The organism is Streptomyces sp. NBC_00510, assembly GCA_036013505.1.
Classification (GTDB): Bacteria; Actinomycetota; Actinomycetes; order Streptomycetales; family Streptomycetaceae; genus Actinacidiphila.
Genome location: CP107851.1, coordinates 5,536,662 through 5,563,388 on the forward strand (window position 1 = coordinate 5,536,662; position 26,727 = coordinate 5,563,388).

Here is a 26,727-nt window from a genome sequence, read left to right on the forward strand (position 1 = left end):
GCCGGGCCCCCCTCAGCGGGGGCCCGGCGCCCGGTGTCGTTCCGGCGGGGCGTCGTCGTCCAGGCGGCGGACGCGGCGCCAGACCAGCTCCAGCAGCGCCGAGGCCGCCACCGCCACGGCGACGGCCGTCCAGGGGCCCTGCGTGCCGACCAGCCGGAGCGCGAAGAACTCCTGCAGCCACGGGGTGACCAGGACGACCAGGAAACCCGCGCCCATGGTGAGGACCAGGGCGATCCGCCACCAGGTGTAGGGACGCGCGACGAGCGCCAGCACCCACATCGCGACCAGGAAGAGGGTCAGCGTCGCGGCGCTGGTCTCCGCCTCCAGCGCGCCGGCGCCGCGGTAGTGGTGGCGGGCGAGCATGTACGTCACGAAGGTGGCGACGCCCGCGATCACCCCGGCGGGCAGGGAGTAGCGCATGACCCGGCGCACGAAGAGCGGCTTGGCCCGCTCCTTGTTGGGGGCCAGGGCGAGGAAGAAGGCGGGGACGCCGATGGTCAGCGTGGACAGCAGCGTCAGGTGCCGGGGGAGGAACGGGTAGGGCGCGTGCCAGATGATCACCAGCAGGGCGAGCAGCACCGAGTAGACGGTCTTGGTGAGGAAGAGGGTCGCGACGCGGGTGATGTTGCCGATGACCCGGCGGCCCTCGGCCACGACCGACGGGAGCGCCGAGAAGCTGTTGTCGAGCAGCACGATCTGCGCGACCGCCCGGGTCGCCTCGGAGCCGGAGCCCATGGCGACGCCGATGTCGGCGTCCTTGAGGGCGAGGACGTCGTTGACGCCGTCCCCGGTCATCGCCACGTTGTGGCCGCCGGACTGGAGCGCGCCCACCATCTCCCGCTTCTGCTGCGGGGTGACCCGGCCGAAGACCGTGCCCCGGTCGAGCTCGGCCGCCATCTGCGTGCGTTCGGCCGGCAGCCTGCGGGCGTCGACCGTCCGCTCGGCCCCCGCCAGCCCCAGCTTCCCGGCGACGGCGCCGACGGAGACCGCGTTGTCGCCGGAGATGACCTTGGCGTGCACGTCCTGCTCGGCGAAGTAGCGCAGGGTGTCGGCGGCGTCGGGGCGCAGCCGCTGCTCCAGGACGACCAGCGCTGCCGGGGTGGCCGAGGCGCCCACCGCCGGGTCGCCCAGCTCCTTCCCCGTCCGGGCGAGCAGCAGCACCCGCAGGCCCTGGGCGTTGAGGCCGTCGATCGCGCCGAGCGCCCGGTCGCCCGCGGGGAGCAGTACGTCGGGGGCGCCGAGCAGCCAGGCGCTGCGCTCCCCGCCGGGCTCGGTGAAGGCCGCGCCGCTGTACTTGCGGGCGGAGGAGAAGGGCAGCGCGTCGGTGACGTGCCAGCCGCCGTCCGGGGCGGGGAAGGCCGCGGCGACGGCGGCCAGGGTGGGGTTGGGGCGCGGGTCGGCGGAACTGACCGCGCCGAGCACCTGCCGGATGTACGCCTCGGGGACACCGTCCAGCATCCGCAGCTCCGCGACGTCCATCCCGCCCTCGGTGAGGGTGCCGGTCTTGTCCAGGCACACCACGTCCACCCGGGCCAGCCCCTCGATCGCGGGCAGCTCCTGGACGAGGCACTGCTTGCGGCCCAGCCGGATCACGCCGATCGCGAAGGCCACCGAGGTGAGCAGGACCAGCCCCTCGGGCACCATCGGGACGATGCCGCCCACCATGCGGCGGACCGCCTCGCGCCAGTCGTCGCCCTCCAGGACGAGCTGGCTGACGATCAGGCCGATCGCCGTGGGGACCATCATCCACGTGACGTACTTGAGGATCTGGCTGATGCCGCTGCGCAGTTCGGAGTGGACGAGGGTGAAGCGGCTGGCCTCCTCGGCGAGTTGCGCCGCGTAGGCCTCCCGGCCGACCTTGGTCGCGGTGAAGGACCCGCCGCCCGCGACGACGAAGCTGCCGGACATCACGGGGTCGCCGGGGCGCTTGACGACGGGGTCGGCCTCGCCGGTGAGCAGCGACTCGTCGACCTCCAGGCTGTCGGCCTCGGCCACCTCGCCGTCGACCACCACCTTGTCCCCCGGCCCGAGTTCGATGAGGTCGCCGAGGACGATCCCGGAGGTGGAGACCTGGGTGGCGACCCCGTCGCGGCGCACGGTGGGTTTCGCCTCGCCGATCACGGCGAGTCCGTCCAGGGTCTTCTTGGCGCGCCACTCCTGGAAGATGCCGATGCCGGTGTTCGCGATGATGACGAAGCCGAAGAGGCCGTCCTGGATCGGGCCGACCACCAGGATGATCAGGAACAGCACGCCGATGATCGCGTTGAAGCGGGTGAACACGTTCGCGCTGACGATCTCGGCCAAGGAACGCGAGGAACGCACCGGGACGTCGTTGACCTCGCCCCGCGCGATCCGCTCCGCCACCTGGACAGCGGTCAGTCCGCCGGGCGTCGCCGGTCGCACCCCGGCCGCCTCCCGCTGCGTGCGTTCCGTCATGGCTTCGACGGTACGTGGGGGGCGGCGCCGACGGCGCGGCGAGCCGTCGCTCTCGGGGACATCTCCGGGGCGCCGTACGACCGGGGGCGTAGCCGCCGGGGCACGGACCCGGGGCCGGGGGTCGGGGGCCGCGGATCCGGGGGCCGCGGAACCCGCGGGCCTCGGCTCAGTCCTGTGCGGCGTCCTCCGCGGCGCGGGACCGCCGGATGGCGTCCCGGCGGGCGCGCACGTACCAGAGGCCGATGAGTCCGAGGCCGCCGCCGGCCAGGCAGGTCCAGATCCACCAGGCGTGGCCGTGGTCGGCGTACCAGCCGTAGAAGGGGAGCTGGACGAGGAAGAGCGCGAACCAGATGACCGTCCCGACGGTGACGGTCGCGACGTCGTTCGCCTCCAGAGGTGCCGGCGCCTCGCGCAACCCGGTCGTCCCCTTGCTGTGGCTGCTGCTGCTCATACCGCACAGCGTACCCAGTGGCCCCGGGGGGTCTACGCGCGGAGATAGCGTTTGGGACGCTCATATGTTCATACTGAAACGGTCTGAGACTGACCGGTTTCAGTCGTAGGAACCTCTAAAAGCTCCCGCCCCCCACGCAAGGACCCGCATGTCCCCGTCGACCACCGCCAAGGTCGTGCCCAGTTCCCCGACCCCGCCCCCGGCGGCCGCCCACGGCGCGCTCGACCGGTTCTTCCGGATCACCGAGCGGGGGTCCTCGGTCCCCCGGGAGATCCGCGGAGGTCTGGCCACCTTCTTCGCGATGGCCTACATCATCGTCCTGAACCCGATCATCCTCAGCTCGGGCGTGGACAAGTACGGCCACCACCTCGACGGCGGCCAGCTGGTCACCGCCACCGTCGTGACCGCCGCCTTCACCACCCTGCTCATGGGCGTCATCGGCAACGTGCCGATCGCGCTGGCGGCGGGTCTGGGCGTGAACAGCATCGTCGCGCTCCAGCTCGCCCCGAAGATGAGCTGGCCGGACGCGATGGGCATGGTGGTCCTCGCCGGTCTCGCGATCATGGTGCTGGTCGCCACGGGCCTGCGGGAGCGGGTGATGAGCGCGGTGCCGCTCGGCCTGCGCAAGGCGATCGCCATCGGCATCGGCCTGTTCATCGTGCTGATCGGCCTGGTCGACTCCGGCTTCGTGACCCGCATCCCGGACGCCGCGCACACCACCGTCCCGCTGCAGCTGGGGGCGGGCGGCCACCTGACCGGCTGGCCGGTGCTGATCTTCATCCTCGGCGTGCTGCTGACCCTCGGGCTGATCATCCGCAAGGTGCCCGGAGCCATCCTGATCAGCATCGTCGCGATGACCGTTCTCGCGCTCGTCGTCGACGCGGTGGCGAACGTCAAGGACGCCGCCTGGGGCCTGACCGTCCCGCAGTGGCCCGGCAATCCGGTCGCGAGCCCAGACTTCGGGCTGATCGGCAAGGTGAGCCTGTTCGGCGGCTTCCAGGAGGTCGGTGTGCTCACCGGCATCCTCTTCGTCTTCACCGTGCTGCTGAGCTGCTTCTTCGACGCGATGGGCACCATCCTCGGCGTCAGCGACGAGGCGCACCTGCTGGACTCCAAGGGCGACCTGCCCGGGATGAGCCCGGTCCTGATGGTCGACGGCATCGCGACCGCGGCAGGCGGCTTCACCTCCTGCTCGGCCAACACCTGCTACGCGGAGTCCACCGCGGGCGCCGGCGAGGGCGCGCGCACCGGCCTCGCCTCGATCGCCACCGGTCTGCTCTTCGTCGTCGCGCTGTTCTTCGCGCCGCTGGCCACGATGGTCCCGGCCCAGGCGGCCACCCCCGCGCTCGTCGCGGTGGGCTTCCTGATCATGGCGGGCAGCATCCGGGAGATCGACTGGAGCGACTACACGATCTCCATCCCGGCGTTCCTGACGATGCTGCTCATGCCGTTCACCTACTCGATCACCAACGGCATCGGCATCGGGTTCATCACCTTCTGCGTGCTGCGGCTGGTGGCGGGGCGCGGCCGTGAGGTGCCGTCCGCGCTCTACGCGGTGTCGGCGGTCTTCGCCTTCTACTACCTGATGCCGGCGCTCGGCCTGACGTAACCGGCCGTGTAGAACTGCTCGGTCTCGTCGACGGAGGCCTTGAGCCTCTCGTCGAAGTCATCGCGGATGAGCGTCCGGACGATGTAGTCCTGGACGCTCATCCCGCGTTTCGCGGCGTGAGCCTGGAGACGGTCCAGCAGGTCCCCGTCTATGCGCATGCTGAGCACTCTCGAAGCCATGGCCCAAGGGTCCGGCGGGCCCCTCGGGGCATGCGTCGTTTTCGGGGCGCAACTCACCCGGATGGGTGACTTCCTTGACGAATGTGTTTGGACGCGGCACGGCTGCGGCAATTTTACTTAGCATAGGTAATGAGCTAATCTAACGAACGTGACCGAACTGTCCGAGGACGACCGCTCAGCGGTGAACACGCTGCGCGGTGCCGTGATGCGGCTCTCCCGCCGACTGCGCCACCACCGGGTCGACGAGTCGCTGAGCCCGACGGAGATGTCCGTGCTGGGCACCCTCGCGCGCTGCGGATCCGCCACCCCCGGGGAGCTGGCCCGCAAGGAGCACGTGCAGCCGCCGTCCATGACGAGGATCGTCGCCATGCTCGAGTCCAAGGGCCTGGTGCACCGGGACCCGCATCCGGACGACCGGCGCCAGGTCGTCGTCCGGCAGACCGAGCAGGCGGAGGCGATGCTCGAGGAGAGCCGGGCCCGGCGCAACGCGTTCCTGGCCGAACTCATGGCCACCCTCACGGAGGAGGAACGCGCCGTGCTCCGGGAGGCGGCGCCCGTCCTGGAGAAGCTCGCTCACGCCGACACAAGGACCCGATGACGAGGAGGCGAGACCGGATTGAGTTCGGCAGCCGCATCAGACGCCGCACCCGAACCGAACATCCCTGAGGGGACCGGACCGGGCGGTACCGCCGACCCGGCCGATCTGCCCACCCCGGCGGGCGCCGACGCCGCCGCGGGGGCCGCCGGACCGTCCGGGACCCCCGGCACCGGCCGCCCCGCCGCGCCGCCGGCGCCCGGCGGCATGTTCAGCTCGCTCCGCAACCGCAACTACCGGCTCTTCGCCGGTGGGGCGATCGTCTCCAACACCGGCACCTGGATGTCGCGCATCGCGCAGGACTGGCTGGTGCTGAGCCTCACCGGGTCCTCCTTCGCCGTCGGCATCACGACCGCGCTGCAGTTCCTGCCCATGCTGCTCTTCGGGCTCTACGGCGGCGTCATCGCCGACCGCTACCCCAAGCGCCGCACCCTGCTGGCCACCCAGGCCGCCATGGGCCTGCTGGGCCTCGCCCTGGCCGCGCTGACCCTCAGCGGAGCCGTCCAGGTCTGGCACGTGTACGCCATCGCCTTCGGGCTCGGCATGGTCACCGTCGTCGACAACCCCAGCCGGCAGGCGTTCGTCGTCGAGATGGTCGGCCCGGCCGACGTCCGCAACGCGGTCTCCCTGAACTCCGCCAACTTCCAGAGCGCCCGCCTCATCGGTCCCGCCGTCGCGGGCGCGCTGATCACCGCGGTCGGCAGCGGCTGGGCCTTCCTCTTCAACGGCCTGTCCTTCCTGGCGCCGCTCGCCGGACTGCTGCTCATGCGCCGTTCCGAGCTCTACGAGGTGCCCACCGCGCCGCGCGGCAAGGGCCAGCTGCGCGAGGGCCTGCGCTACGTCGCCGGACGGCCCGAGCTGATCTGGCCCATCGTGCTGGTCGGCTTCATCGGCACCTTCGCGTACAACTTCCCGATCTGGCTCACCGCCTTCGCCGACCACGTCTTCCACGGCGACGCCGGGATGTACGGCCTGTTCAACTCGGTGCTCGCGGTCGGCTCCGTCGTCGGCGCGCTGCTGGCGGCCCGGCGCGGCAGCACCCGGCTGCGGCTGCTGGTCGGCGCGGCGCTCGGGTTCGGCCTGCTGGAGGTCGTGGCGGCACTGGCGCCGACGTACTGGATCTTCCTGGCGCTCATGCTGCCGATCGGCATCTTCGGCCTGACCTTCAACACCACCGCCAACGCCAGCGTCCAGCTCGCGACCGACCCCGCCATGCGGGGCCGCGTCATGAGCCTGTTCATGATGGTCTTCGTGGGCGGCACACCGCTGGGCGGCCCGCTCGTCGGCTGGATCACCGACGTCTTCGGGGCCCGGACCGGCTTCCTGGCCGGCGGCCTGGTCGCCGCGGTGGCGGCGGCCTGCGTCGGACTCGTCCTGGCCCGGCTCGGCGGACTGCGGCTCAAGATCGACCTGCACCGCGGCAAGGACCACAAGCTGATCGAGTTCGTGCCGCGGGAGTCGGAGTCGGTGGCCGCCTGAGCGCGGCCACGGCCCGGGCGAGCGGTCAGGCGGTCCCGGGGACCGGCCCGGGCGGCGGGCGCGGTCAGGCGACGGCGGGTCGGCGCCGGTTGCGGAACTGCCGCATCAGCTCGGCCCACACCAGCAGGCCGGTCACCGGGGCGGTGGCCGCGAAGAGCATGTGCACGTAGTCCTCGCCCAGGCTCGACGAGGCCCACAGGCTCCACGCCAGCGCGGCCACCACGCCCACCGCGGTCAGGAACCACGAGGGCAGTTCGCGGCGGTCGTCGACGATCGCCGCGGCCGTGCCCAGCCCGCCGCCGATCACCAGTCCCATGACCAGGACGGCGCGGGTCCAGTCCGGGGCGCCGATGACGTCCTGCAGCACGGGTTTCGTGTGCAGCCGGCGGTAGGTGATCAGCAGGCTGGCGACGTAGACGGTCACCAGCGTCCCCAGGCTGAGCGCTCTCACCAGCTGACCGAGCGCACCGCGCTCTCCACCGGGCATGATGTCCCCCCGCTGCCGGAAGTAGGCCGAAACGGCCGGTAACGGCTCTACGGAATGCCCGAAAACGGATGAACGGCACAGGGGATCGGTGAAACCGGGGCGGCCCCGGGCCGCCTCAGGACGTGCCCGCTCCGGCGTCGTAGCGCTCGCGGGCCTCGACGACCTCCTCGATGTGCTCCTCCGCCCAGTCCTTCACGGCGGAGAACAGCACGGCCAGGCTCTCGCCCAGCGGCGTCAGCGCGTAGTCCACCCGCACGGGCACGGACGGCGTGACGGTCCGCTCGACCAGTCCGTCCCGCTCCAGGGTACGCAGCGTCTGCGTGAGCATCTTCTGGCTGACGCCCGCGATGCGGCGGCCCAGGTCGCTGTAACGCTGCGGGCCGTCCTTGAGCGCGGCCATGAGCAGGCCGGCCCACTTGTCGCTGATCCGGATGAGCAACTGGTTCGTCGGGCAGCCCTTCATGAACGCGTTGTAGGCCGCGCGGGCCTCCTCGCGCCGCTGGGACGCGGTGGTCGTCGCCATGGGGGCTCCCCTCCGGACTCCTCGGTTCGGTACGCACTTCCAGGTACGTACTTAGCCGGAGAGAGTAACTCTCCCTAGGTTTGTGATGACGGCGGGACCAGTCGCCGCACATCCTCAGGAACAGGGAGCTTCTGCCATGCGTGCTGTCGTGATCAGGGAATTCGGCGGGCCCGAGGTGCTGGAGGTCGCCGAGGTGCCGCTGCCCGAGCCGGGCCCGGGCGAGGTCCGGGTGCGGGTGGCCGCGGCCGGGGTCAACCCCGCCGACCTCGCCGTACGGGCCGGTCTGCTCGGGGCCGGGGCACTGGTGCCCGGCAGCTTCCTCGGGCTGGGCTGGGACGTCGCGGGGACCGTGGACGCGGTCGGCGCCGGGGTCTCCGTCCCCGTGCCGGGCACGGCCGTCGTGGGTGCGGTGGGCGGGTTCGGGCAGCGGACCAAGGCGCACGCCGAGTACGTCGTGCTGGGCGCGGACGCCCTCGCCGCGGCCCCCTCGTCCGTCGACCCCGTCCACGCCGCCACCCTCCCGACCAACGCCCTCACCGCCGACCAGGCGCTCGGCCTGCTGGCCGCCCGCCCCGGCGACCGCGTGCTGGTCACCGGCGCCGCGGGCGCGGTCGGGGGCTACGCCGTCCAGCTGGCCCGCCACGCGGGGCTGCACGTCGTCGCACTGGCCCGCCCCGCCGACCTCCCGCTGCTGCGGGAACTGGGCGCCGACGAGGCCGTGTCGTCCCTGGACGGCGTCCGGGTCGACGCCGCCCTCGACGCGGCGGCGCTCGGCGCCCCCGTCCTCGCGGCCGTACCGGACGGCGGCGGCTACGTCACCGTCCGGCCCGACGCGGTGCCCGCCGCCGTGCGCGGCATCCGGGTCGCCGCCGTGCAGGTCCAGCCGGACGGCGGGCGCCTCGCGGAACTCGTGGCCCTGCTGGACCGGGGCGTGCTCACCACGCGGGTGGCCGACACCTACCCGCTGGAGGAGGCCGCGAAGGCCCACGCGCGCCTCGCGGAGGGGGGCGTGCGGGGGAGGCTCGTGCTGGTGCCGTGACCCTGGTGCCGGCGACCGGAGGCGCTTCATCGTTTCGAGTGAATGTGCGATCGGGGCGCCCCGGACGGGCGGCGGCTGCGTGAGAATCGGAGCTGTCGTCAGTCGCGTGTGCGGAGCCCCTGGAGGACCGATGAGCTCACAGCCCCACTGGGCGCCTCGGGCGGCCGCCGGTTCGTACGCGCCGGACGACCCGGAAACCGCGCTCAAGTACGCGATCCGGCACCACGGGGGGGACCGGGTGCAGATCGTCGAGGGGGTCATCCAGCAAGTGGTGCCACCTACGTGGGGGCATGAGAAGGCCGCAGCCATGATCCGTCGGCAGATCGACCCCGTCGTGAAGAAGATGGGCTGCCTCTCGGGCTCGGGGAACCTGGACCTTCCCGGCAGTGGCAACTGGTACGTGCCGGACCTGGCCGTCGTGCCGGAAGACCTGGCGGAAGCCGACGCTCTCGTCCCCCACCAGACCTTGCTGGTGGTGGAAGTCACCTCCGAGTCCAACGGCGACACCGACCGGATCGTCAAACGCCGCCGCTACGCCGAGTACGGCGCCCCGCTGTACCTCCTCGTCGACCGGCAGGAGCGCAGCTGCACCCTGTACGCGGAGCCGGGGGAGCTCGGCTACCGGGTGGTGGACGGCCCGCACCCCTTCGGCACGCCGCTGCGGCTGCCCGAGCCCTTCGGACTGGAGCTGGACACCGCGGAGTTCTGAGGTCCCACCCTTCCCGCGGCCCGTCGCGTCACAGCCCGCCCGCCTTACAGCCCGCCCGCCTCACAGCCCGCCCGCCTTACAGCCCGCCCGCCTCACAGCCCGTCCGCCAGCAGCTCCGCGAGGTGCCGGGCGCGCACCCCGCCGAGCTGGGCGAGCTGGGTGCGGCAGGAGAAGCCGTCCGCCAGGACGGCCGTGCCGGGGCGGGCGGCGCGGACGGCGGGCAGCAGACGCTCCTCGGCGCAGGCGACGGAGACCTCGTAATGGCCACGCTCGAAGCCGAAGTTCCCGGCCAGGCCGCAGCAGCCGGAGGCCAGGGCGCCGGTGAGGCCCGCGCGGGAGCGCAGCCGGCGCTCGGCGGCGTCGCCCAGGACGGCGTGCTGGTGGCAGTGGGTCTGGCCGGTGACCGCCCGGTCGAGGCGGGGCGGCGTCCAGCCGGGGGCCCGCTCCTCCAGCACCTGCGCGAAGGTGCGTACGGAACCGGCCAGGGCCGCCGCCTCGTCGGTGCCCAGGAGTTCGGGCAGATCGGTGCGGAGCGCCGCCGCGCAGCTCGGCTCCAGGACGACGACGGGATGACCGGCGGCCACCACGGGAGCCATCCGCCGGACCGTGCGGCGCATCACCTGCCGGGCCCGGTCGAGGCGGCCGGTCGAGACCCAGGTCAGGCCGCAGCAGACGCGTCCCGGTGGCAGCACGACGCGCAATCCGGCCGCCCGTAGGACGTGTACGGCGGCGCGACCGACCTCGGGGGAGAAGCGGTCGGTGAAGGTGTCCGGCCACAGCACCACGGTCCCTCCCGCCTCCGGCGCGGGTTCCTGCCGCCGCCACCAGCGCACGAAGGACTCCTCGGCCAGCGGCGGCAGTTCCCGCTCGGGCGCGACGCCCGCCGTCCGCTTGGCCAGGGCGGCCAGCGGCCGTACCCGTGCCAGGGCGTTCACGGTCCCGGCGAGCGGGGTCGCCGCGCGCAGCCACGTCGGCAGCCCGCCCATCAGGTAGTGCGAGGCGGGCCGCGGCCGCCGCCGGTAGTGGTGGTGGAGGAACTCCGCCTTGTAGGTGGCCATGTCGACGCCGACCGGGCAGTCCGAGCGGCAGCCCTTGCAGGACAGGCAGAGGTCCAGGGCGTCCAGGACCTCGGGCGAGCGCCAGCCGCCGGTGACGATCTCGCCGGCGAGCATCTCGTGCAGCAGCCGGGCCCGGCCTCGGGTGGAGTGCCGCTCCTCGCGCGTCGCCCGGTACGAGGGGCACATGACGCCCGACGCCGGACCCCCGTCCGTGTCACGGCACTTGGCGACGCCGACGCAGCGGCGCACCGCCGCCGAGAAGTCCCCGCCGTCGTGGGGGTAGCCGAAGGCGACGTCGACCGGCCGGCGCGGCAGGACGGCGAAGCGCAGATGGGCGTCGAGCGGTTCGGGCCGCACCAGCATGCCGGGGTTGAGGCCGCCCGCCGGGTCCAGCGCGTCCTTGAACCGGCCGAAGAGTGCGACCAGTTCGTCCCCGTACATCCTGGGCAGCAGCTCGGCGCGGGCCTGCCCGTCGCCGTGCTCCCCGGACAGCGAGCCGCCGTGCGCGACGACGAGCTGCGCGACGTCCTCGGAGAAGCGGCGGAAGCGGGCCACACCCGCCGCGTCGAGCAGGTCGAAGTCGATGCGCACATGGATGCAGCCGTCGCCGAAGTGCCCGTACGGCGCCCCGCGCAGTCCGTGCCCGCGCAGCAGCGCGCGGAAGTCGCGCAGGTAGGCGCCGAGCCGTGCGGGCGGCACGGCGCAGTCCTCCCAGCCCGGCCAGGCCTCCGTCCCGTCCGGCATCCGGGTGGCGGTGCCGGCTGCCTCCTCGCGGATCCGCCACAGCGTGCGCTGCGCGACGGGGTCGGTCACGACGACCGAGTCGCCCGCGTCGGCGAGCCGCCGCAGCGCCTCCGCCTCGCCGGTGCCGGGCATCTCGACGAAGAGCCACGCGCCGCCCCGCGGCAGCAGCCCGGCGGCCTCCCCGCCCACCAGGTCGGCGGCCATGCCCTCCACCGTCAGCGGGCCGAACGGCAGCAGGCCGTTCGCGGCGTCGGCGGCGGCGCCTTCGTCCGGGTAGCCGAGGACGACCAGGACGCGCACCGGGGGCGCGGGCACCAGCCGGACCTCGGCCTCCGTGATGACGGCGAGCGTGCCCTCGCTGCCGGTCAGGGCCCGGGCCAGGTCCCGGCCGCGTTCGGGGAGCAGGGCGTCGAGGGCGTAGCCGGAGATGCGGCGGGGGAGCTGCTGCGGGTAGCCGGTGCGCAGCAGGGCGAGATGGCCGTCCACCAGTTCCCGCAGGTCGGCGCGGAGCGGCTCGGCGGTGCGCAGCGGCTCGCCGCCGTAGGTGAGGCACTCCAGGGCCCGGACGTTGTCGGCGGTGGTGCCCCAGGCGACGGAGTGCGGGCCGCACGCGTTGTTGCCGATCATGCCGCCAAGGGTGCAGCGGCTGTGCGTGGACGGATCGGGGCCGAAGGTCAGCCCGTGCGCGGCGGCGGCGCGCCGCAGGTCGTCCAAAACCACTCCCGGCTGCACACGGGCCGTCAACGCCTCGGGGCTGAGTGACACGATCCGGTGCATGTGCCGGGTGAAGTCGAGGACGACCCCGGTGCCCGTCGCCTGCCCGGCGATCGACGTGCCGCCGCCGCGCGGCACCACCGGCACCCCGTGCGCCCGGCACACGGCGAGCGCCGCGGCCACGTCGTCGGCGTCGCGCGGCGCGACCACGGCCACCGGGACGCGCCGGTAGTTGGACGCGTCCATCGTGGTCAGCGCCCTGCTCTGCGGGTCGAAGGAGACCTCGCCCCGCACCGCCCGCTCCAGCTCGCGGCGCAGTCCGTGCCGCAGATCGTCCGCCATGCCCCTCAGCCTGCCCCACCGCGCCGCATGTCTCACCGGATGGACCGGAGCCCGTAACCGGGTCGTCACGCACTACGCTGCGAGACGTGGCCGAGATCCAGATTCCCGCTGACATCAAGCCCGCCGACGGACGATTCGGTTCGGGCCCCTCCAAGGTGCGGCCCGAGGCGCTCAGCGCCCTGGCCGCGACCGGCACCTCGCTGATGGGCACCTCTCACCGGCAGGCGCCGGTGAAGGACCTGGTCGGCCGGGTCCGGGACGGCATCCGTGAGCTCTTCTCGCTTCCTGAGGGCTACGAGGTGGTGCTCGGCAACGGCGGCTCCACCGCCTTCTGGGACATCGCCACCCACGGGCTCATCGAGCGCAAGTCGCAGCACCTCAGCTTCGGCGAGTTCTCCTCCAAGTTCGCCAAGGCGGCCAAGCTGGCGCCGTGGCTGGACGAGCCGACCGTGATCTCCGCCGATCCGGGCACGCACCCCGAGGCGGCCGCCGAGGCCGGCGTGGACGTCTACGCCTTCACCCACAACGAGACCTCCACCGGTGTCGCGATGCCGCTGCGGCGCGTGGCCGGCGCCGACGAGGGCGCCCTCGTCCTGGTCGACGCCACCTCCGGCGCGGGCGGCCTGCCGGTCGACATCGCCGAGACCGACGTCTACTACTTCGCCCCGCAGAAGTCCTTCGCCGCCGACGGCGGGCTGTGGATCGCCGCGTTCTCCCCGGCCGCGCTGGAGCGCGCCGCGCGGATCGCCGCGTCCGGCCGCCACATCCCGGCCTTCTTCGACCTGCCGACCGCGATCGACAACTCGGGCAAGAACCAGACGTACAACACCCCCGCGCTCGCCACCCTGTTCCTGCTGAACGACCAGCTGGAGTGGATCAACGGCCAGGGCGGCCTGGACTGGGCCGTCGCGCGCACCGCCGACTCCTCCTCGCGTCTGTACACCTGGGCCGAGGACTCCAAGTACGCCACCCCGTTCGTCACCGACCCGGCCAAGCGCTCCCAGGTCGTCGGCACGATCGACTTCAACGACGAGGTCGACGCGGCGGTGATCGCCAAGGTGCTGCGCGCCAACGGCGTCGTCGACACCGAGCCGTACCGCAAGCTGGGCCGCAACCAGCTGCGCGTCGCGATGTTCCCGGCCGTGGAGCCGGCGGACGTCGAGGCCCTGACCGCCTGCGTCGACTTCGTCGTCGAGCGGCTCTGAACCCGGGCCCCACGGGGCCACCACCGCCGGCGGGCGGGGCGATCGCCCCGCCCGTCCGCGTTCCCGGGGCGCCTCAGCGCTCCCGGCGCAGCAACCGGCGCACCCCCACCAGCAACGCGGCGACCGCGGCCAGGGTGACGGCGCCCAGCGCGAACTGCCGTGTCGAACCCGCCTCGTCCGCGCCGGAACCGGCGGCGGCCGCCGAGGAACTCCCCGACGGCCCGGGGGAGGAGGAGGCGGCACGGCGGGCCGCGTCGGGCAGGTCGTCCCCGCTCAGCGGCACGCGCCAGACCTCGCTGTCCGTGCCCTCGCTGCCGTACATCAGGGCCCGGCCGTCCGGGGTGAAGGCGACGGACTCGCCCTGCCGCTGCAGCGGCACGTGCATTTGGTCGATCCGGCGCGCCGTGCCGTCGGCCCAGCGGTACATCAGGGCGCCGAAGTAGCCGCGCAGCACCAGCCGGCTGCCGTCCGGGGAGAAGGCGCCGTCGGTGATCCACAGCGGGATGGCCGCGACGCGCCGGAAGACGTTGGTGCCGCTCGCGGAGAGCTTCTCCGGGCCCTCGTAGAGGCCGCCGCCGTCCTCGTTCTTGCTCGCGATGTACACCCGCCCTGACGTGGGGTCGACCATCATCGCCTCGGCGTTGCGCGGGCCGCCGTCGTACTTGACGGTGTACTGCGTCGCGGTCACCGTCCGGTCCGTCAGCCGTTCCGGCTCCGGGAAGCGGTAGATCCACACGTGCGGCCAGGAGCCGTCGAGGTTGTCGCCGATGTCGCCGACGTACAGGGCCCCGTCCGGGCCCATCGAGATCGCCTCGACGTCGCGCGGGCTGCCCACGCCGCGCAGGGTGACGGTGGCGACCGTCTTGCCCGTCGCGGAGTCGACGGCGTAGACGTACGGGCCGTCGTCGCTGTCGTTGTGCGTCCAGTAGACGCCCTTGTGGAGGCGGCTGGCGACCAGGCCGCTCGACTCGGTGATCCGCGGGTCCGACATCGTGAAGGCCGCGGACTCCCCGTCGTCGGCGGCCGCGCTGCCGACGAGGGGACCCATGACGAGGACGGAGGCCGCGGCCGCGGCGAGCAGTGGGCGCATGCGCCAAGCCTGCCAGGTGGACGGCTCAGGCGAAGTCGAGGCCGCCGGTGCGGCTGCGCTTCAGTTCGAAGAAGGTGGGGTGGCCGGCAAGCGCCCGGACCCCGTCGAAGAGCCGCGCCGCCTCCTCGCCGCGCGGGATCGAGGTGAGGACGGGGCCGAAGAAGGCGGCCCCGTCGATGTGCAGGGTGGGCGTGCCGACCTCCTCCCCGACCGGGTCCATGCCCTCGTGGTGGCTCCTGCGCAGTTCCTCGTCGTACGCGGTGCCGCCCGCGGCCTCCGCCAGCTCCGGCGGCAGGCCCGCCTCCGCCAGCGCCTCGCGCAGCACCTCGTCGGAGGCCGGGCGGTCCTGCACGTGCAGCCGGGTGCCGAGCGCCGTGTACAGCTCGCGCAGCACGTGCTCCCCGTGGTGCCGTGCGGCGGCGACGCACACCCGTACCGGGCCCCAGCCGGTGCTCAGCAGCCGCTCGTAGCGCTCGGGCAGGCCTTCGCGGCCCTCGTTGAGCACGGACAGGCTCATCACCCGGAAGCGCAGGCGCAGTTCGCGTTCCCCCTCCACCTCCAGGATCCAGCGGGAGGTGATCCAGGCGAAGGGGCAGATGGGGTCGAAGTAGAAGTCCACCGAGTGCGTCATGCCCGTCACCCTAGGAGCGGAACGGCCCGCTCAGCAGGGCCATTCGATGGCTTGTCCGCTGGGCCAATCGCAGTGGCCGCACGGCTTTCCCGGCCCTGCGGCAGTGACGGTGCTAACACCGCCGGACCCGAGGTCAGGGCCCTGCCGGGGAGCTGGCGGGCTCTAAGATCCCCTCCATGTCCAGTGCACCCCCCGGCCCCGGCGACGGGCCCCGCCGCACGCCCGGACGCCGCACGGCGTGGATGTTCGTCGGCGACTCCATGACGATCGGCAGCGCGGGGGAGCACACCTGGCGCTACCGCATGTGGCAGCACCTGCGGTCGCTGGGGACGGAGGGCGAGGACTTCGAGATCGTCGGCCCGCGGACCGCGCTGCACGACCCCGGTGCCGACGCGGCCGTCTCGCAGCGCTACGCCGACCCCGCCTTCCCCGTCTCCGCGCGCCGCCACCTGGCCGGCTGGGGCGAGGGGTGGCTGCACATGGCGCCGCTCATCGAGGGCGCCGTGCGGGAGCACCGTCCCGACGTGCTGCTGGTCTCGCTGGGGCTGATCGACCTCGGCTTCTACACCAACCCCGAGCAGACCGAGGCCAACGTGCGGCTGTTCGTCGGACGGGCACGGGCGGCCAACCCCCGTGTCGCCGCGGTGCTGCTGCCCGTCATACCCAACTCGCGCTGCGACCAGGACCCCGGATTCGGCGCACAGTGCGAGGAGTTCAACACCCGCCTGGCCAAGACCGTCGCCGACCTGGGCACCGCGGGTTCGCCGCTGCTGCTGGCCTCCCGCCCGGCCGGCTACGACATCACCCGGGACACCTACGACGGCACCCACCCCAACGCCTCCGGGGAGCACCGGCTGGCGGCCGCGTTCGCCGACGCCGCGCACCAGGCGTGGGGCCTGGGGGCGCCGTACCGACACCCCCTCAACTCCGCTTGATTCGAGCGCACTCCAAGAGCTTGGCTGGTCCCCATGGAGTACACACAGCTCGGACGCACCGGACTCAAGGTCAGCCGGCTCGTACTGGGAACGATGAACTTCGGCCCGCAGACGGACGAGGCCGACAGCCACGCGATCATGGACGCCGCGCACGACGCGGGCGTCAACTTCTTCGACACGGCCAACGTCTACGGCTGGGGCGAGAACAAGGGCCGCACCGAGGAGATCATCGGCAGCTGGTTCGCCAAGGGCGGCGGCCGCCGTGACAGGACCGTCCTGGCGACCAAGGTCTACGGCAACATGGGCGCCGACGGCGCCCCCTGGCCGAACGACGACAAGCTCTCCGCGCTCAACATCCGCCGTGCCGCCGAGGCGAGCCTGAAGCGCCTGGGCACGGACCACATCGACGTCTACCAGTTCCACCACATCGACCGCGCGACGCCGTGGGAGGAGGTCTGGCAGGCGATCGACGTCCTGGTGCAGCAGGGCAAGGTGCTCTACGCCGGATCGTCCAACTTCCCCGGCTGGGGCATCGCCAAGGCCAACGAGGCCGCCGCGCGGCGCCATTCGCTCGGCCTGGTCAGCGAGCAGTGCCTGTACAACCTCGCCGAGCGCCGCGCCGAGATGGAGGTCATCCCGGCCGCGCAGGAGTACGGCCTGGGCGTCATCCCCTGGTCGCCGCTCCACGGCGGCCTGCTGGGCGGCGCGCTGCGCAAGGAGCGCGAGGGCGGCGGCTCCCGCTCCACCTCCGGCCGCAGCGCCGACTCGCTGAAGGACAGCGCCCTGCGCGAGCAGGTCCAGGCGTACGAGGACGCGGTCGACAAGGCCGGCCTGCAGCCCGGTGACGTCGCCCTGGCCTGGCTGCTGGGCCGCCCCGGGATCACCGGCCCGATCGTCGGCCCGCGCACCCGCGAGCAGCTGGACTCCGCGCTGCGCGCGGTCGAACTGGAGCTGCCCGCGGAGCTGCTCGCCGAGCTGGACGAGATCTTCCCGGGCCCGGGCCCGTCCCCGGAGGCCTTCGCCTGGTAGGCGTCCGCGGTGGTCCGCCCCGTCGTGCGCCCGGTCGCAGATTCACCCGGTCGGGCGCACGATGAGGGTATGACCACAGCCAAAGAGATCATGCATCCCGGCGCCCGTGCGATACCGGCGACCGAGACTCTCGACCGGGCGGCGCAGCTCATGCGCGAGCTCAACGTCGGCGCGCTGCCGGTCCACGACGTGAACGACCGGATGTGCGGCATCATCACCGACCGGGACATCGTCACCAAGTGCATCGCCGCGGGGCGCGACCCGTCCAAGGTGACCTGCGGCGACCTGTGCGAGGGCACCCCCCGTTGGATCGACGCGGACGCCGACGTCTCCGACGTCCTGACCGAGATGGAGTCGCACCGCATCAAGCGGCTCCCGGTGGTCGAGGACAAGAAGCTGATCGGCATCATCACCGAGGCCGACCTGGCCCGCCACCTCACCGACGAACAGGTGGCGGAATTCGTCGAGAGGGTCTACGCCGGCGCCTGAGACGGGCCGGCCGAGACGGGCCGGCCGAGACGGGCCGGCCGAGACGGGCCGGCCGAGACGGGCCGGCCCCTCCCCTCCGGTCGTCTAGCCGCGCACGACGGTGCCGACGATCACCACGACCACCAGCAGGGCGAGGGCGGCGGTCATTACTCGGGTACGGGTCTTCGGGTCCACACATCGAGGTTAACGGGGCGGCCTCAGTGCCCCAGCGGGCAGGTCCGCACCGTCTCGTAGCGGGGTTGCGCCCCCGGCACCCCGGGTGTGGGCAGATGGCTCCGCACCAGGGAGATCGCCGCCGCCGTCCACGGGGTGCCCGCGAACTGCGCGAGGGCGTCCGTGAAGGGCCTCAGGCCCACCCTGGTGCGCCCGGCGCGCTGCCGGGCCAGCGTCAGGTGGGCGTGGAAGCGGCCGTGCTCGTCCTCGTGGTGGACGCCCGCCCGCCGGGCGGCCGCCTGCGCCGCGGCCGCCGTACGTCCCAGGTCGTCCCCGTCCAGTCCGGCCCAGAGCGTGCGGTCGCCGAAGCGGCCCCCGCCGGTCAGCGCGATCCGGCAGTGCGGATGGCGTCGCGCCGCCCGGTCCAGGCGTTCGGCCAGGCCAGGCAGCAGGGCCTCGTCCACCTCGCCGAGGAACGCCAGCGTCACGTGCCATCCGGCACGCTCCGTCCAGCGCAGCCCGTCCGCGCCCGGCAGGGCGCGGAGCGCGTCCACGGCGCCCCCCAGTTCGGCGAGGGCGGACCTGGGGGGCACGACGGCCACGAACAGCCTCATCCCCCCAGGGTGCACCGCACCGGACTAGCGTGCGATGTCCGCGTAGCCCTCGACCTCGCGCGGGTCCCGGGAGCCCGGGCCGACGTAGCGGGCCGAGGGGCGCACCAGGCGGCCGGTGCGCTTCTGCTCCAGGATGTGCGCGGACCAGCCGGCGGTGCGGGCGCAGCTGAACATCGACGTGAACATGTGGGCCGGGACCTCGGCGAAGTCCAGGATGATCGCCGCCCAGAACTCCACGTTGGTCGCCAGGACGCGGTCCGGGCGACGGGAGTGCAGCTCCTCCAGGGCCGCCTTCTCCAGCGCCTCCGCGATCTCGAAGCGGGGGGCGCCCAGCTCCCTGGCCGTACGGCGCAGCACCCGCGCCCGCGGGTCCTCGGCGCGGTAGACGCGGTGGCCGAAGCCCATCAGGCGCTCGCCCTTGTCCAGGGCCTGCTTGACGTACGCCTCGGCGTCGCCGGTCCGCTCGATCTCCTCGATCATGCCCAGCACGCGCGAGGGCGCGCCGCCGTGCAGCGGGCCCGACATGGCGCCCACCGCGCCGGACAGCGCGGCGGCCACGTCGGCACCGGTGGAGGCGATCACCCGCGCGGTGAAGGTGGACGCGTTCATGCCGTGCTCGGCGGCGGAGGTCCAGTAGGCGTCCACGGCCTTGACGTGCTTGGGGTCCGGCTCGCCGCGCCAGCGGATCATGAAGCGCTCGACGACCGTCTCCGCCTTGTCGATCTCGCTCTGCGGCACCATCGGCAGCCCCTGGCCGCGCGCCGACTGCGCCACGTACGACAGCGCCATCACGGCCGCGCGCGCCAGGTCCTCGCGGGCCTGCTCGGCGTCGATGTCCAGCAGCGGCTTCAGACCCCACACCGGCGCGAGCATGGCCAGCGCCGACTGGACGTCCACGCGGATGTCACCGGAGTGGACGGGGATCGGGAAGGGCTCGGCGGGCGGGAGGCCGGGGTTGAAGGCACCGTCGACCAGCAGGCCCCACACGTTCCCGAAGGAGACGTGGCCCACCAGGTCCTCGATGTCCACTCCGCGGTAGCGCAGGGCGCCGCCTTCCTTGTCGGGTTCGGCGATCTCCGTCTCGAAGGCGACGACTCCCTCGAGGCCGGGTACGAAGTCGGACATCAGGCGGCTCCTCTTGATGCGGTCGACGATCCGGTGGTGCTTGTGGCACGCGGGATGGTGCAGGGGTGGTGCATGGGGGTTGGCACTGGGTGCCCCGCACGATATCCCCCGATGTCGAGAGGGCACAGATACCCGGCCTGTAAGTCTGTCCCCTCCCGCAGGTGACGTGAAGCGTGAGGTCCGGCACATGTTCCGGCGGGTGCTCCGGCGCAGGTCCCGCGCGGGTTCCGGCGCACCGTCCGGCACACGGTGCCGCCGCCGTGCTGCAAGATGTGCGGGTGCAGCACAGCCACCACGACCCCGCCGCCATGCGCAAGCAGTACCGCGCCCACGGACTGACCGAGGACGAACTGGCCGGCGACCCGTACACGCAGTTCGCGCGCTGGTTCGCCGACGCCGTCAACGCCCGCGTCGACGAGCCCAACGCCATGGTGGTCTCCACCGCTGGGGCCGACGGACTGCCCAGCTCGCGCACGGTCCTGCTGAAGAGCTACGACCACCGCGGCTTCGTCTTCTTCACCAACTACGGGTCGAGGAAGGGCCGGGAGCTCACCGAGCGGCCGCACGCCTCGCTGCTCTTCCCCTGGCACCCGATCGCCCGCCAGGTGATCGTGGCGGGCGCCGTCGAGCGTGTCTCGCGCGAGGAGACCGAGGCGTACTTCCGCACCCGTCCGCACGGCTCGCGGATCGGCGCCTGGGCGAGCGAGCAGTCCTCGGTGGTGGGCTCGCGGGAGGAGCTGGAGCACCGCTACGAGGAGCTGGCGGCCCGCTACCCCGAGGGCGGCGACGTGCCCGTGCCGCCGGACTGGGGAGGCTTCCGGGTGGTCGCGCGCAGCGTGGAGTTCTGGCAGGGACGGGAGAACCGGCTGCACGACCGGCTGGTGTACACCGCCGCCGAGGACGGCTGGACGGTGCGGCGGCTGTCGCCCTGAGGGCCGTGCGCCGCCGAGGGGCGGGACCGGTCACCGCCCGCAGACGCAGGCGACCCGCGGGCTGCTCCCCGGACGGCGGGCCGTCCGGGCATCGGCCGGACGAATCCGACGAGCCCGCGGGTCGGGTGACTGCGATGGATTTGGCCCGCTACGCACATCGCGCGCAGGCGAGGAGCGCAGGCGTCAGCCCGCAGCCACCTCACGCGTCCGATGGGAACTCATTCTCCGGACCACCTCCCTTCGTGTGTGTCCGCCACCTTAGGAAAGGCTCCGGCGGACGACAAGCGGTTTTTTTCCGCCCCGTGGACCACGGCACCGCCGGCCACCGAATTTCGTGAAGTTCCTGTGTCGTCGGTCACACAGGGGTTGAATGTCCAGACGTGCAGTCATTCGATGCGACGCCGCAACTGCTCGCCGCGCTCCTGGACGGCATGGAGGCAGGCCTCTGTGCCCTGGACCGCGACGGAGTGATCACGCACTGGAACGCGGAGGCCGCCCGCATCCTGGGCTGGACGGCCGAGGACGCCGTCGGCCGGCGCGGTTTCGCCGGCTGGGCCGCGCGCACCGCCGACGCAGAGGAGGTGCGCGAGCGGCTGCTGGGCGCCATGGCCGCGGACGGCCGCCAGGTCCACGAGTTCGCGCTGCTGACCAAGGACGGCCACCGGGTGCTGGTGCGGACCCAGGCCGCCGCCGTGCACGGCTCCGACGGGCGCCCCGCCGGGGTCTACTGCGCCTTCTCCGAGGTGCACGCCCAGATCGACCTGGAGCGCTCGATAGCCCTCAGCGAGGCGCTCTTCGACGACGCCTCGACCGGGGTCGTCCTCGTCGACGCCGACCTGCGCCCCGTCGTGGTCAACGCGTACGCCGCCCGCGCGCTGCGCACCAGCCGGGACGCGCCGCTCGGGCGGCCGCTGGGCGACTTCCTCGACCAGGGCGTGGAGGAGCTGGAGAGCGCCCTGCAGCACGTGCTCGCCGAGGGCGCGCCCCCCGTGGCCAGCGAGCTGTGGGTGGGCCTGCGGGAGGAGGGCGGCACGCGCTGCTGCTGGCGCAGCGGCTTCGTGCGGCTCGGTTCGCCGCTGGGGGAGGAGCCGGTGCCGCTCGGCGTCGGCTGGCTCTTCCACGACGTCACCGAGGCCAAGCTCGCCGAGCAGGAGGCGGCGCGGCTGCGCTTCCGCAGCAACCAGCTGCACCGGGCCGCGCTGGCCGTCGCCGAGTGCGAGGACCCCATGGAGGCGGCCACCGCTTACGTGGACTTCGCCCTCGCCGGGTTCGCCGAGCACGCGCTGCTCGACGTGCTGGCGCCCGACGGGGCCCGGCTCGTCCGGGTCGCCGCCACGCCCCCCGGCGGCGCGGGGCCCTGCCTGCCGGTGTCCGGCGGCATCCCGGTGCGGTACGGGGAGGGGCACCCGGCCCTGCAGGCGGTCGCCCGTACCGGCTCCGTGCGCGCCGGCTTCGGGGCCGCGGCCGCCGAGCCGGCCTCACGGGCCCAGGTCGCGGGCTGGGCCGCCGCCCGGCGCTGGCCCGACGGCACCGTCCACGGACTGTGCGCCGTGCTCCGCAGCCGCGGCCGCACGCTCGGCGTGCTCACCTTCCTGCGCGGCACGGGCCGCCGTCCCTTCGACCGGGCGGACGCCGCCTTCGCCGAGGACGTCGCGCTGCGGGTGGCGGCCTCCCTCGACCTGCCGCCGCTCGACCTGCCGCCGCGGGCCTGACCGTGGGCTCAGTGGCGGTAGAAGATCCGGTCCGCGTACTCCTCGAAGACCTTCGCGTTCCACTCGTGGCCCCCGTCGACGTTGCCCGAGCGGAGCATGGGCGGGGTGACGCCGCGCCCGGCCAGGTCCGCCGCGGCCGTGGCCACGACGGCCTGCATCAGCGCGCTGGTCACCACGGTGGAGGCCGGACCGAACGGCGCCGGGATCCCCGGCACGGACAGCTCCGCGTCGCCCGGCGCGATCTTGCTGTCGATCACGACGTCGCAGTGGTCCTTCAGGAAGGTGCCGCTCGCGTGCCGTGAGTGCGTCTCCTTGGCGTACGCCACCGATGTGACGCCGATCACCTTCATCCCGAGCGCCTTGGCCTCCTGCGCCATCTCCACGGGGAGCGGGTTGCGGCCGGAGAGGGAGATGACCACCAGGAGGTCGCCCGCCCGCGCGGGAGAGCTGCGCAGCACGACCCGGGCCAGACCGCCGACCTGTTCGAGCGCGCTGCCGAGCGTGGCCGGGACGACGTCCACGCCGACCGCTCCGGGCACGGCGAGCAGGTTCACCAGGGCGAGGCCGCCCGCGCGGTAGACGACGTCCTGCGCGGGGAGCGAGGAGTGCCCGGCGCCGTAGGCGAACACCCGTCCCCCGGCCGCCACGGTGTCCGCGAGCGCGGCCGCGGCCGTCTCGATCCCCGCGGACTCCTCGTCCCTCACGCGCCTCAGCAGTGCGATGGCGGCATCGAAATATGTGGCGGCCAGATCGGTCATGCCGAGAACCGTGGTGCCGCGGCGTCCGCCTGTCAACCACAGGGCTCCGGTTGTCGGTCGCATGCGTCAGAATTGGGTGCAGGGCCACGTACGAGCCACCGAGGGGCGCGCATGTCCGGACTGATCGACACGACGGAGATGTATCTCCGCACCATCCTTGAGCTTGAGGAGGAGGGTGTCGTCCCCATGCGCGCCCGAATCGCCGAACGGCTCGACCAGAGCGGACCGACGGTCAGTCAGACCGTCGCGCGCATGGAGCGGGACGGACTGGTGCACGTCGCGGGCGACCGGCATCTGGAGCTGACCTCCGAGGGCCGGCGGATCGCGACGCGCGTGATGCGCAAGCACCGGCTGGCCGAGTGCCTGCTCGTCGACGTCATCGGCCTGGAGTGGGAGCACGTGCACGCCGAGGCGTGCCGCTGGGAGCACGTGATGAGCGAGGCGGTCGAGCGCCGCGTCCTCGAGCTGCTGCGGCACCCGACGGAGTCGCCGTACGGCAACCCGATCCCGGGCCTGGAGGAGCTGGGCGAGAAGGACGGCGCGGACCCGTTCCTGGACGAGGGCATGGTCAGCCTGACCGACCTGGAGACGGGCGTGGCCGGCGCGAGCGTGGTCGTGCGGCGGATCGGCGAGCCGATCCAGACGGACGCGCAGTTGATGTACACGCTGCGGCGGGCCGGCGTGCAGCCGGGCGCGGTGGTGTCGGTGACCCCGTCGGCGGGCGGTGTGCTGGTCGGCAGCGGTGGCGAGGCCGCGGAGCTGAGCACGGAGACCGCCTCGCACGTGTTCGTCGCCAAGCGGTAGTCGCGTCACGCGCCGGCCGGATTCCGGCCGGGTCGTGGGCGCCGCCGGTGCCGGGGCCGTTGTTCGAGGGACCCCGGCGCCTCCCCATGCGCCGGAGTCCCTTCCTCCCCCGTCCCCCCGTTCCCTCCCCTGGGCCCCCGTGGAGCCCACCCGGATCCCCGAGCTGTCCGGGTGGCTCCCCGCTGCCCGTCTTCCCCGCCGGGCCGCGTCCCGCTGAAGTCCTCCCCTCGGCGCGCGCCGGCAATCCTTGAGCGTTGTCACTCGAAAGAGCGGTGTTGCGCGTGTGAAGACGCATATCGAACAGGATTTCGATAGCGTGGGGGTCTGAACGTCACGTACCAGGGGGTGCGGCACATGGCCAGGCGCGTCGAAGTCACCGGAGCGGGCGGCCTCCCGCTCACGACGTGGGAGTACGCCGACGGGTCCGCCCCCGTTTCCGGGCCCGGGGCGGGGTCCGCCTTTGGGCCCGCCTCCAGGTCCGAGGAGGCGCCGCGGCCCGCCGTGCTGCTGCTGCACGGCCTGATGGGACGGGCCTCGCAGTGGGCCGGCACCGCCCGCCGGCTCGCCGCCCGCCACCGAGTGGTGGCCCTGGACCAGCGCGGCCACGGGCGCAGTGCCAAGCCCGAGGGGCCCTACACCCGTGACGCCTACGTGGCCGACGCCGCCGCCGTCGTCGAGCAGCTGGGGCTCGCCCCGGTCACCGTCGTCGGGCACTCGATGGGCGCCCTCACCGCCTGGCAGCTCGCCGCGCGCCGGCCGTCGCTGGTGCGGGCCGTGGTCCTGTGCGACATGCGCGCGGTGGCCCTCGGGGAGGCGAGCCAGCGCTGCTGGGAGGACTGGTTCAGGGCCTGGCCGCTGCCCTTCTCCGGTCCCGACGCGGTGCGCCGGTGGTTCGGCGAGGAGGATCCCTGGCTGGAGGGCTCCCGCCCGGCCCGCGGGGAGTTCTTCGCCGAGGTGATGGAGGAGCACGCCGACGGCTGGCGCCCGGTGTTCGAACGGCGCCACATGCTGCGCTCCCGGGAGTCCTGGATCCACGACGCCCACTGGGACGAACTGGCCCAGGTGTCCTGCCCCGCCCTCGTCGTGCGCGGCTGGGACGGCGAGCTGGGCCGTGCCGAGGCCCAGGAGATGGTGCGGGTATTGCCCCGGGGCTCGTACGCGGAGATCCCCGACGCCGGGCACCTCGTCCCCTGGGACCAGCCCGAGGCCTGGTACGCGGCGGTCGAGACCTTCCTGGCGGACGTCGCCGGCGTGCCCGTCTGCCAGGCCTGAGGCCCGCCCGGTCCGGCGCCCGGGCCCGCTCCGGGGCCGCCGGCCGGGTGTCAGGCGAAGACGACCGTGCGGCGGCCGTTGAGCAGGACGCGGTGCTCGCTGTGCCACTTCACGGCGCGTGCCAGGGCCTGGCACTCCACGTCGCGGCCGATGGCGACCAGCTGCTCCGGGTTGACCCCGTGGCCCACCCGCTCGACCTCCTGCTCGATGATCGGGCCCTCGTCGAGGTCGGCGGTGACGTAGTGCGCCGTCGCACCGATCAGCTTCACCCCGCGGGCGTGGGCCTGGTGGTAGGGCCGGGCGCCCTTGAAGCTGGGCAGGAAGGAGTGGTGGATGTTGATGATGCGGCCGGCCAGCTCCTTGCAGAGGTGGTCGGACAGGACCTGCATGTAGCGGGCGAGGACGACCAGTTGGACGTTCTCCTTCTCCACCAGGGAGAGCAGTTCCGCCTCGGCCTCGGCCTTGTTCTCCTTCGTCACCGGGATGTGGTGGAAGGGGACGTCGTAGGAGCCCGCCAGCTCCGCGAAGTCGGTGTGGTTGGAGACCACGGCGGCGATCTCCACCGGCAGCGCTCCGATGCTGGTGCGGAAGAGCAGGTCGTTCAGGCAGTGCCCGAACTTGCTGACCATGAGGATGATGCGCATCCGCTCGGCGGAGGGCGTGATCTGCCAGTCCATGGCGTAGGCGTCGGCGACGGCCGCGAAGCTGGCCCGCAGCTTGTCGGCGGTGACCGGGTGGCCCGCGGAGAAGTGCACCCGCATGAAGAACAGCCCCGTGTCGTGGTCGCCGAACTGCTGGCTGTCCTCGATGTTGCACCCGGTCATGAAGAGGTAGCTCGACACGGCGTGCACGATCCCCGCCTTGTCGGGGCACGACAGGGTGAGGATGTACTGCTGGGACTGCGGCGGCGAATCGTCGGCGGCGTTCACGGGGCTAGGGTCGCACAAAGTCGCCCCGCCGTTCCAAGGCGTCCGCCAGCCGGGCGCCCCGGGTGTCGTCGCAGGTGGCACCCCGCTCGCGTGCCGCCGCGCGGACGGCTCAGGCCGTGCGTGTGTAGATCTTGAGGATGTCCAGTGACCGCGGCGGCGTGTCCGGGTCCTCGCCGTCCCCGGTGGCCATCCGTACGTGCGCCTCGCGGGCGGCCCGCACGGCCTCGGGCCACGCGTGGTGCTCCAGGTAGGCGGAGACGGGGGCGTCGGCGCCCACCTGGTGCAGTATCTTCAGCACCCGCAGCACGGCCACGTCGACCAGGGCCGCCTCCTGGGAGTCCCGGAAGACGGTGCCCACGTACTTCTCCGCGGACCAGTTGTCGAGCCAGGTGTCCTCGACCAGGCGGTAGACGGCGTCGGTCACGTCGCCGTAGCCCGGTTGCCCGGTGAGCCAGACCTCGCGCTGGAACTCCGGGTCGCTGATCATGTGCAGCGCGGAGCGCACGTTCGTGCGCCAGCGCCACCAGGGCATGTCGTTGAGCGGCATGCCCCCCATCGTGGAGGAGCGGGTGCCGCGGCGGGAAGACTTCTCCGTACTCTGCACAGTGCACGATCGTACGTGCTCCGGGACCCACACACTCTGTTCACCCGATGGTGACCCTCCGTTCCCTTGCGTTCACCCTG

26 protein-coding genes are annotated in these 26,727 nt (G+C 73.1%); 13 read left to right on the forward strand and 13 right to left on the reverse strand.

The genetic code is table 11. The features are described from left to right. Positions 1-12: 12 nt before the first annotated feature. Positions 13-2,436 carry a cation-translocating P-type ATPase gene (locus tag OG937_25030; GenBank protein WUD74723.1) on the reverse strand — a complete coding sequence of 808 codons (2,424 nt, stop codon included), beginning with the start codon at positions 2,434-2,436 and terminating at the stop codon, positions 13-15. A gap of 166 nt (positions 2,437-2,602) precedes the next feature. Then, entirely contained in the window at positions 2,603-2,887 is a 285-nt protein-coding gene (locus tag OG937_25035; protein WUD74724.1) for a DUF2530 domain-containing protein, read from the reverse strand. Between the two features lie 148 nt (positions 2,888-3,035). Here OG937_25035 and OG937_25040 point away from each other — a divergent pair, with 148 nt between their 5' ends. Further along, positions 3,036-4,496: an NCS2 family permease gene (locus OG937_25040; GenBank protein WUD74725.1), complete on the forward strand. Its 1,461-nt coding sequence runs from the start codon at positions 3,036-3,038 to the stop codon at positions 4,494-4,496. On the opposite strand, the gene OG937_25045 is transcribed toward OG937_25040, so the two are convergent. Then, the gene (locus OG937_25045) at positions 4,466-4,675 is read right to left on the reverse strand and encodes a BrnA antitoxin family protein (GenBank protein ID WUD74726.1); all 210 of its coding nucleotides are present in this window, start codon (positions 4,673-4,675) and stop codon (positions 4,466-4,468) included. The two genes, OG937_25040 and OG937_25045, sit on opposite strands and share 31 nt — an antisense overlap. A 148-nt stretch (positions 4,676-4,823) precedes the next feature. Between OG937_25045 and OG937_25050 the strand changes: the two genes are divergently transcribed. Continuing rightward, positions 4,824-5,273 carry a MarR family transcriptional regulator gene (locus tag OG937_25050; protein ID WUD74727.1) on the forward strand — a complete coding sequence of 150 codons (450 nt, stop codon included), beginning with the start codon at positions 4,824-4,826 and terminating at the stop codon, positions 5,271-5,273. Between the two features lie 204 nt (positions 5,274-5,477). Further along, positions 5,478-6,749: an MFS transporter gene (locus OG937_25055; GenBank protein ID WUD78873.1), complete on the forward strand. Its 1,272-nt coding sequence runs from the start codon at positions 5,478-5,480 to the stop codon at positions 6,747-6,749. A gap of 64 nt (positions 6,750-6,813) precedes the next feature. Here OG937_25055 and OG937_25060 read toward each other — a convergent pair whose 3' ends face one another. Then, complete coding sequence (locus OG937_25060) at positions 6,814-7,236, reverse strand: hypothetical protein (GenBank protein ID WUD74728.1); 423 nt, start codon at positions 7,234-7,236, stop codon at positions 6,814-6,816. 115 nt (positions 7,237-7,351) lie between these two features. Beyond that, positions 7,352-7,759 (reverse strand): helix-turn-helix transcriptional regulator, encoded by a 408-nt coding sequence (locus tag OG937_25065; protein ID WUD74729.1) that lies wholly within the window; start codon positions 7,757-7,759, stop codon positions 7,352-7,354. Positions 7,760-7,895: 136 nt separating this feature from the next. Here OG937_25065 and OG937_25070 point away from each other — a divergent pair, with 136 nt between their 5' ends. Beyond that, positions 7,896-8,798: an NADP-dependent oxidoreductase gene (locus tag OG937_25070; protein WUD74730.1), complete on the forward strand. Its 903-nt coding sequence runs from the start codon at positions 7,896-7,898 to the stop codon at positions 8,796-8,798. Positions 8,799-8,928: 130 nt separating this feature from the next. Beyond that, positions 8,929-9,507: a Uma2 family endonuclease gene (locus OG937_25075; protein ID WUD74731.1), complete on the forward strand. Its 579-nt coding sequence runs from the start codon at positions 8,929-8,931 to the stop codon at positions 9,505-9,507. 92 nt (positions 9,508-9,599) lie between these two features. Here the strand turns inward: OG937_25075 and OG937_25080 are convergent, their stop codons facing one another. After that, entirely contained in the window at positions 9,600-12,365 is a 2,766-nt protein-coding gene (locus OG937_25080; protein WUD74732.1) for an FAD-binding oxidoreductase, read from the reverse strand. A gap of 86 nt (positions 12,366-12,451) precedes the next feature. Between OG937_25080 and serC the strand changes: the two genes are divergently transcribed. Then, positions 12,452-13,570 (forward strand): phosphoserine transaminase, encoded by a 1,119-nt coding sequence (gene serC / locus OG937_25085; protein WUD74733.1) that lies wholly within the window; start codon positions 12,452-12,454, stop codon positions 13,568-13,570. 73 nt (positions 13,571-13,643) lie between these two features. Here serC and OG937_25090 read toward each other — a convergent pair whose 3' ends face one another. Next, positions 13,644-14,660 carry a hypothetical protein gene (locus tag OG937_25090; protein WUD74734.1) on the reverse strand — a complete coding sequence of 339 codons (1,017 nt, stop codon included), beginning with the start codon at positions 14,658-14,660 and terminating at the stop codon, positions 13,644-13,646. Between the two features lie 25 nt (positions 14,661-14,685). After that, positions 14,686-15,291 (reverse strand): DsbA family protein, encoded by a 606-nt coding sequence (locus tag OG937_25095; protein ID WUD74735.1) that lies wholly within the window; start codon positions 15,289-15,291, stop codon positions 14,686-14,688. 242 nt (positions 15,292-15,533) lie between these two features. Here OG937_25095 and OG937_25100 point away from each other — a divergent pair, with 242 nt between their 5' ends. The 3 genes from OG937_25100 to OG937_25110 all read left to right on the forward strand — a co-directional run bounded on the left by OG937_25100 (position 15,534) and on the right by OG937_25110 (position 17,744). After that, on the forward strand, positions 15,534-16,226 hold the full coding sequence (locus OG937_25100) for a GDSL-type esterase/lipase family protein (protein ID WUD78874.1): 693 nt from the start codon (positions 15,534-15,536) through the stop codon (positions 16,224-16,226). 33 nt (positions 16,227-16,259) lie between these two features. Then, a complete protein-coding gene (locus tag OG937_25105) occupies positions 16,260-17,255 on the forward strand; it encodes an aldo/keto reductase (protein WUD74736.1) in 996 nt (331 codons plus the stop codon). Between the two features lie 69 nt (positions 17,256-17,324). Then, positions 17,325-17,744, forward strand: a complete 420-nt coding sequence (locus tag OG937_25110) for a CBS domain-containing protein (protein ID WUD74737.1) — start codon at positions 17,325-17,327, stop codon at positions 17,742-17,744. 197 nt (positions 17,745-17,941) lie between these two features. Here the strand turns inward: OG937_25110 and thpR are convergent, their stop codons facing one another. Further along, the gene (gene thpR / locus OG937_25115) at positions 17,942-18,511 is read right to left on the reverse strand and encodes an RNA 2',3'-cyclic phosphodiesterase (protein WUD74738.1); all 570 of its coding nucleotides are present in this window, start codon (positions 18,509-18,511) and stop codon (positions 17,942-17,944) included. Between the two features lie 24 nt (positions 18,512-18,535). Further along, positions 18,536-19,636, reverse strand: coding sequence for a citrate synthase 2 (locus OG937_25120; GenBank protein WUD74739.1), 1,101 nt, complete (start codon positions 19,634-19,636; stop codon positions 18,536-18,538). A 308-nt stretch (positions 19,637-19,944) separates the two neighbouring features. On the opposite strand from OG937_25120, the gene pdxH reads away from it, so the two are divergent. Together pdxH and OG937_25130 are read left to right on the forward strand one after the other, a co-directional pair. After that, positions 19,945-20,568 (forward strand): pyridoxamine 5'-phosphate oxidase, encoded by a 624-nt coding sequence (gene pdxH / locus OG937_25125; GenBank protein ID WUD78875.1) that lies wholly within the window; start codon positions 19,945-19,947, stop codon positions 20,566-20,568. A 380-nt stretch (positions 20,569-20,948) separates the two neighbouring features. Continuing rightward, the gene (locus OG937_25130; GenBank protein WUD74740.1) at positions 20,949-22,280 is read left to right on the forward strand and encodes a PAS domain-containing protein; all 1,332 of its coding nucleotides are present in this window, start codon (positions 20,949-20,951) and stop codon (positions 22,278-22,280) included. A gap of 8 nt (positions 22,281-22,288) precedes the next feature. Here the strand turns inward: OG937_25130 and OG937_25135 are convergent, their stop codons facing one another. Next, entirely contained in the window at positions 22,289-23,038 is a 750-nt protein-coding gene (locus tag OG937_25135) for an SIS domain-containing protein (GenBank protein WUD74741.1), read from the reverse strand. 111 nt (positions 23,039-23,149) lie between these two features. Here OG937_25135 and OG937_25140 point away from each other — a divergent pair, with 111 nt between their 5' ends. Next, a complete protein-coding gene (locus OG937_25140) occupies positions 23,150-23,842 on the forward strand; it encodes a metal-dependent transcriptional regulator (protein WUD74742.1) in 693 nt (230 codons plus the stop codon). 354 nt (positions 23,843-24,196) lie between these two features. Then, complete coding sequence (locus tag OG937_25145) at positions 24,197-25,114, forward strand: alpha/beta hydrolase (GenBank protein WUD74743.1); 918 nt, start codon at positions 24,197-24,199, stop codon at positions 25,112-25,114. A gap of 50 nt (positions 25,115-25,164) precedes the next feature. On the opposite strand, the gene purU is transcribed toward OG937_25145, so the two are convergent. After that, entirely contained in the window at positions 25,165-26,043 is an 879-nt protein-coding gene (gene purU / locus OG937_25150) for a formyltetrahydrofolate deformylase (GenBank protein ID WUD74744.1), read from the reverse strand. 109 nt (positions 26,044-26,152) lie between these two features. Next, complete coding sequence (locus OG937_25155; GenBank protein ID WUD78876.1) at positions 26,153-26,599, reverse strand: hypothetical protein; 447 nt, start codon at positions 26,597-26,599, stop codon at positions 26,153-26,155. Between the last annotated feature and the right edge of the window lie 128 nt (positions 26,600-26,727).

Coding starts and splice junctions, on each gene's coding strand:
- OG937_25030 (WUD74723.1), bottom strand. CDS start 2,436: ATGACGGAACGCACGCAGCGGGAGGCGGCCGGGGTGCGACCGGCGACG.
- OG937_25035 (WUD74724.1), bottom strand. CDS start 2,887: ATGAGCAGCAGCAGCCACAGCAAGGGGACGACCGGGTTGCGCGAGGCG.
- OG937_25040 (WUD74725.1), top strand. CDS start 3,036: ATGTCCCCGTCGACCACCGCCAAGGTCGTGCCCAGTTCCCCGACCCCG.
- OG937_25045 (WUD74726.1), bottom strand. CDS start 4,675: ATGGCTTCGAGAGTGCTCAGCATGCGCATAGACGGGGACCTGCTGGAC.
- OG937_25055 (WUD78873.1), top strand. CDS start 5,478: ATGTTCAGCTCGCTCCGCAACCGCAACTACCGGCTCTTCGCCGGTGGG.
- OG937_25060 (WUD74728.1), bottom strand. CDS start 7,236: ATGCCCGGTGGAGAGCGCGGTGCGCTCGGTCAGCTGGTGAGAGCGCTC.
- OG937_25065 (WUD74729.1), bottom strand. CDS start 7,759: ATGGCGACGACCACCGCGTCCCAGCGGCGCGAGGAGGCCCGCGCGGCC.
- OG937_25070 (WUD74730.1), top strand. CDS start 7,896: ATGCGTGCTGTCGTGATCAGGGAATTCGGCGGGCCCGAGGTGCTGGAG.
- OG937_25075 (WUD74731.1), top strand. CDS start 8,929: ATGAGCTCACAGCCCCACTGGGCGCCTCGGGCGGCCGCCGGTTCGTAC.
- OG937_25080 (WUD74732.1), bottom strand. CDS start 12,365: ATGGCGGACGATCTGCGGCACGGACTGCGCCGCGAGCTGGAGCGGGCG.
- OG937_25090 (WUD74734.1), bottom strand. CDS start 14,660: ATGCGCCCACTGCTCGCCGCGGCCGCGGCCTCCGTCCTCGTCATGGGT.
- OG937_25095 (WUD74735.1), bottom strand. CDS start 15,291: ATGACGCACTCGGTGGACTTCTACTTCGACCCCATCTGCCCCTTCGCC.
- OG937_25100 (WUD78874.1), top strand. CDS start 15,534: ATGTTCGTCGGCGACTCCATGACGATCGGCAGCGCGGGGGAGCACACC.
- OG937_25105 (WUD74736.1), top strand. CDS start 16,260: ATGGAGTACACACAGCTCGGACGCACCGGACTCAAGGTCAGCCGGCTC.
- OG937_25110 (WUD74737.1), top strand. CDS start 17,325: ATGACCACAGCCAAAGAGATCATGCATCCCGGCGCCCGTGCGATACCG.
- thpR (WUD74738.1), bottom strand. CDS start 18,511: ATGAGGCTGTTCGTGGCCGTCGTGCCCCCCAGGTCCGCCCTCGCCGAA.
- OG937_25120 (WUD74739.1), bottom strand. CDS start 19,636: ATGTCCGACTTCGTACCCGGCCTCGAGGGAGTCGTCGCCTTCGAGACG.
- pdxH (WUD78875.1), top strand. CDS start 19,945: ATGCGCAAGCAGTACCGCGCCCACGGACTGACCGAGGACGAACTGGCC.
- OG937_25135 (WUD74741.1), bottom strand. CDS start 23,038: ATGACCGATCTGGCCGCCACATATTTCGATGCCGCCATCGCACTGCTG.
- OG937_25140 (WUD74742.1), top strand. CDS start 23,150: ATGTCCGGACTGATCGACACGACGGAGATGTATCTCCGCACCATCCTT.
- OG937_25145 (WUD74743.1), top strand. CDS start 24,197: ATGGCCAGGCGCGTCGAAGTCACCGGAGCGGGCGGCCTCCCGCTCACG.
- OG937_25155 (WUD78876.1), bottom strand. CDS start 26,599: ATGGGGGGCATGCCGCTCAACGACATGCCCTGGTGGCGCTGGCGCACG.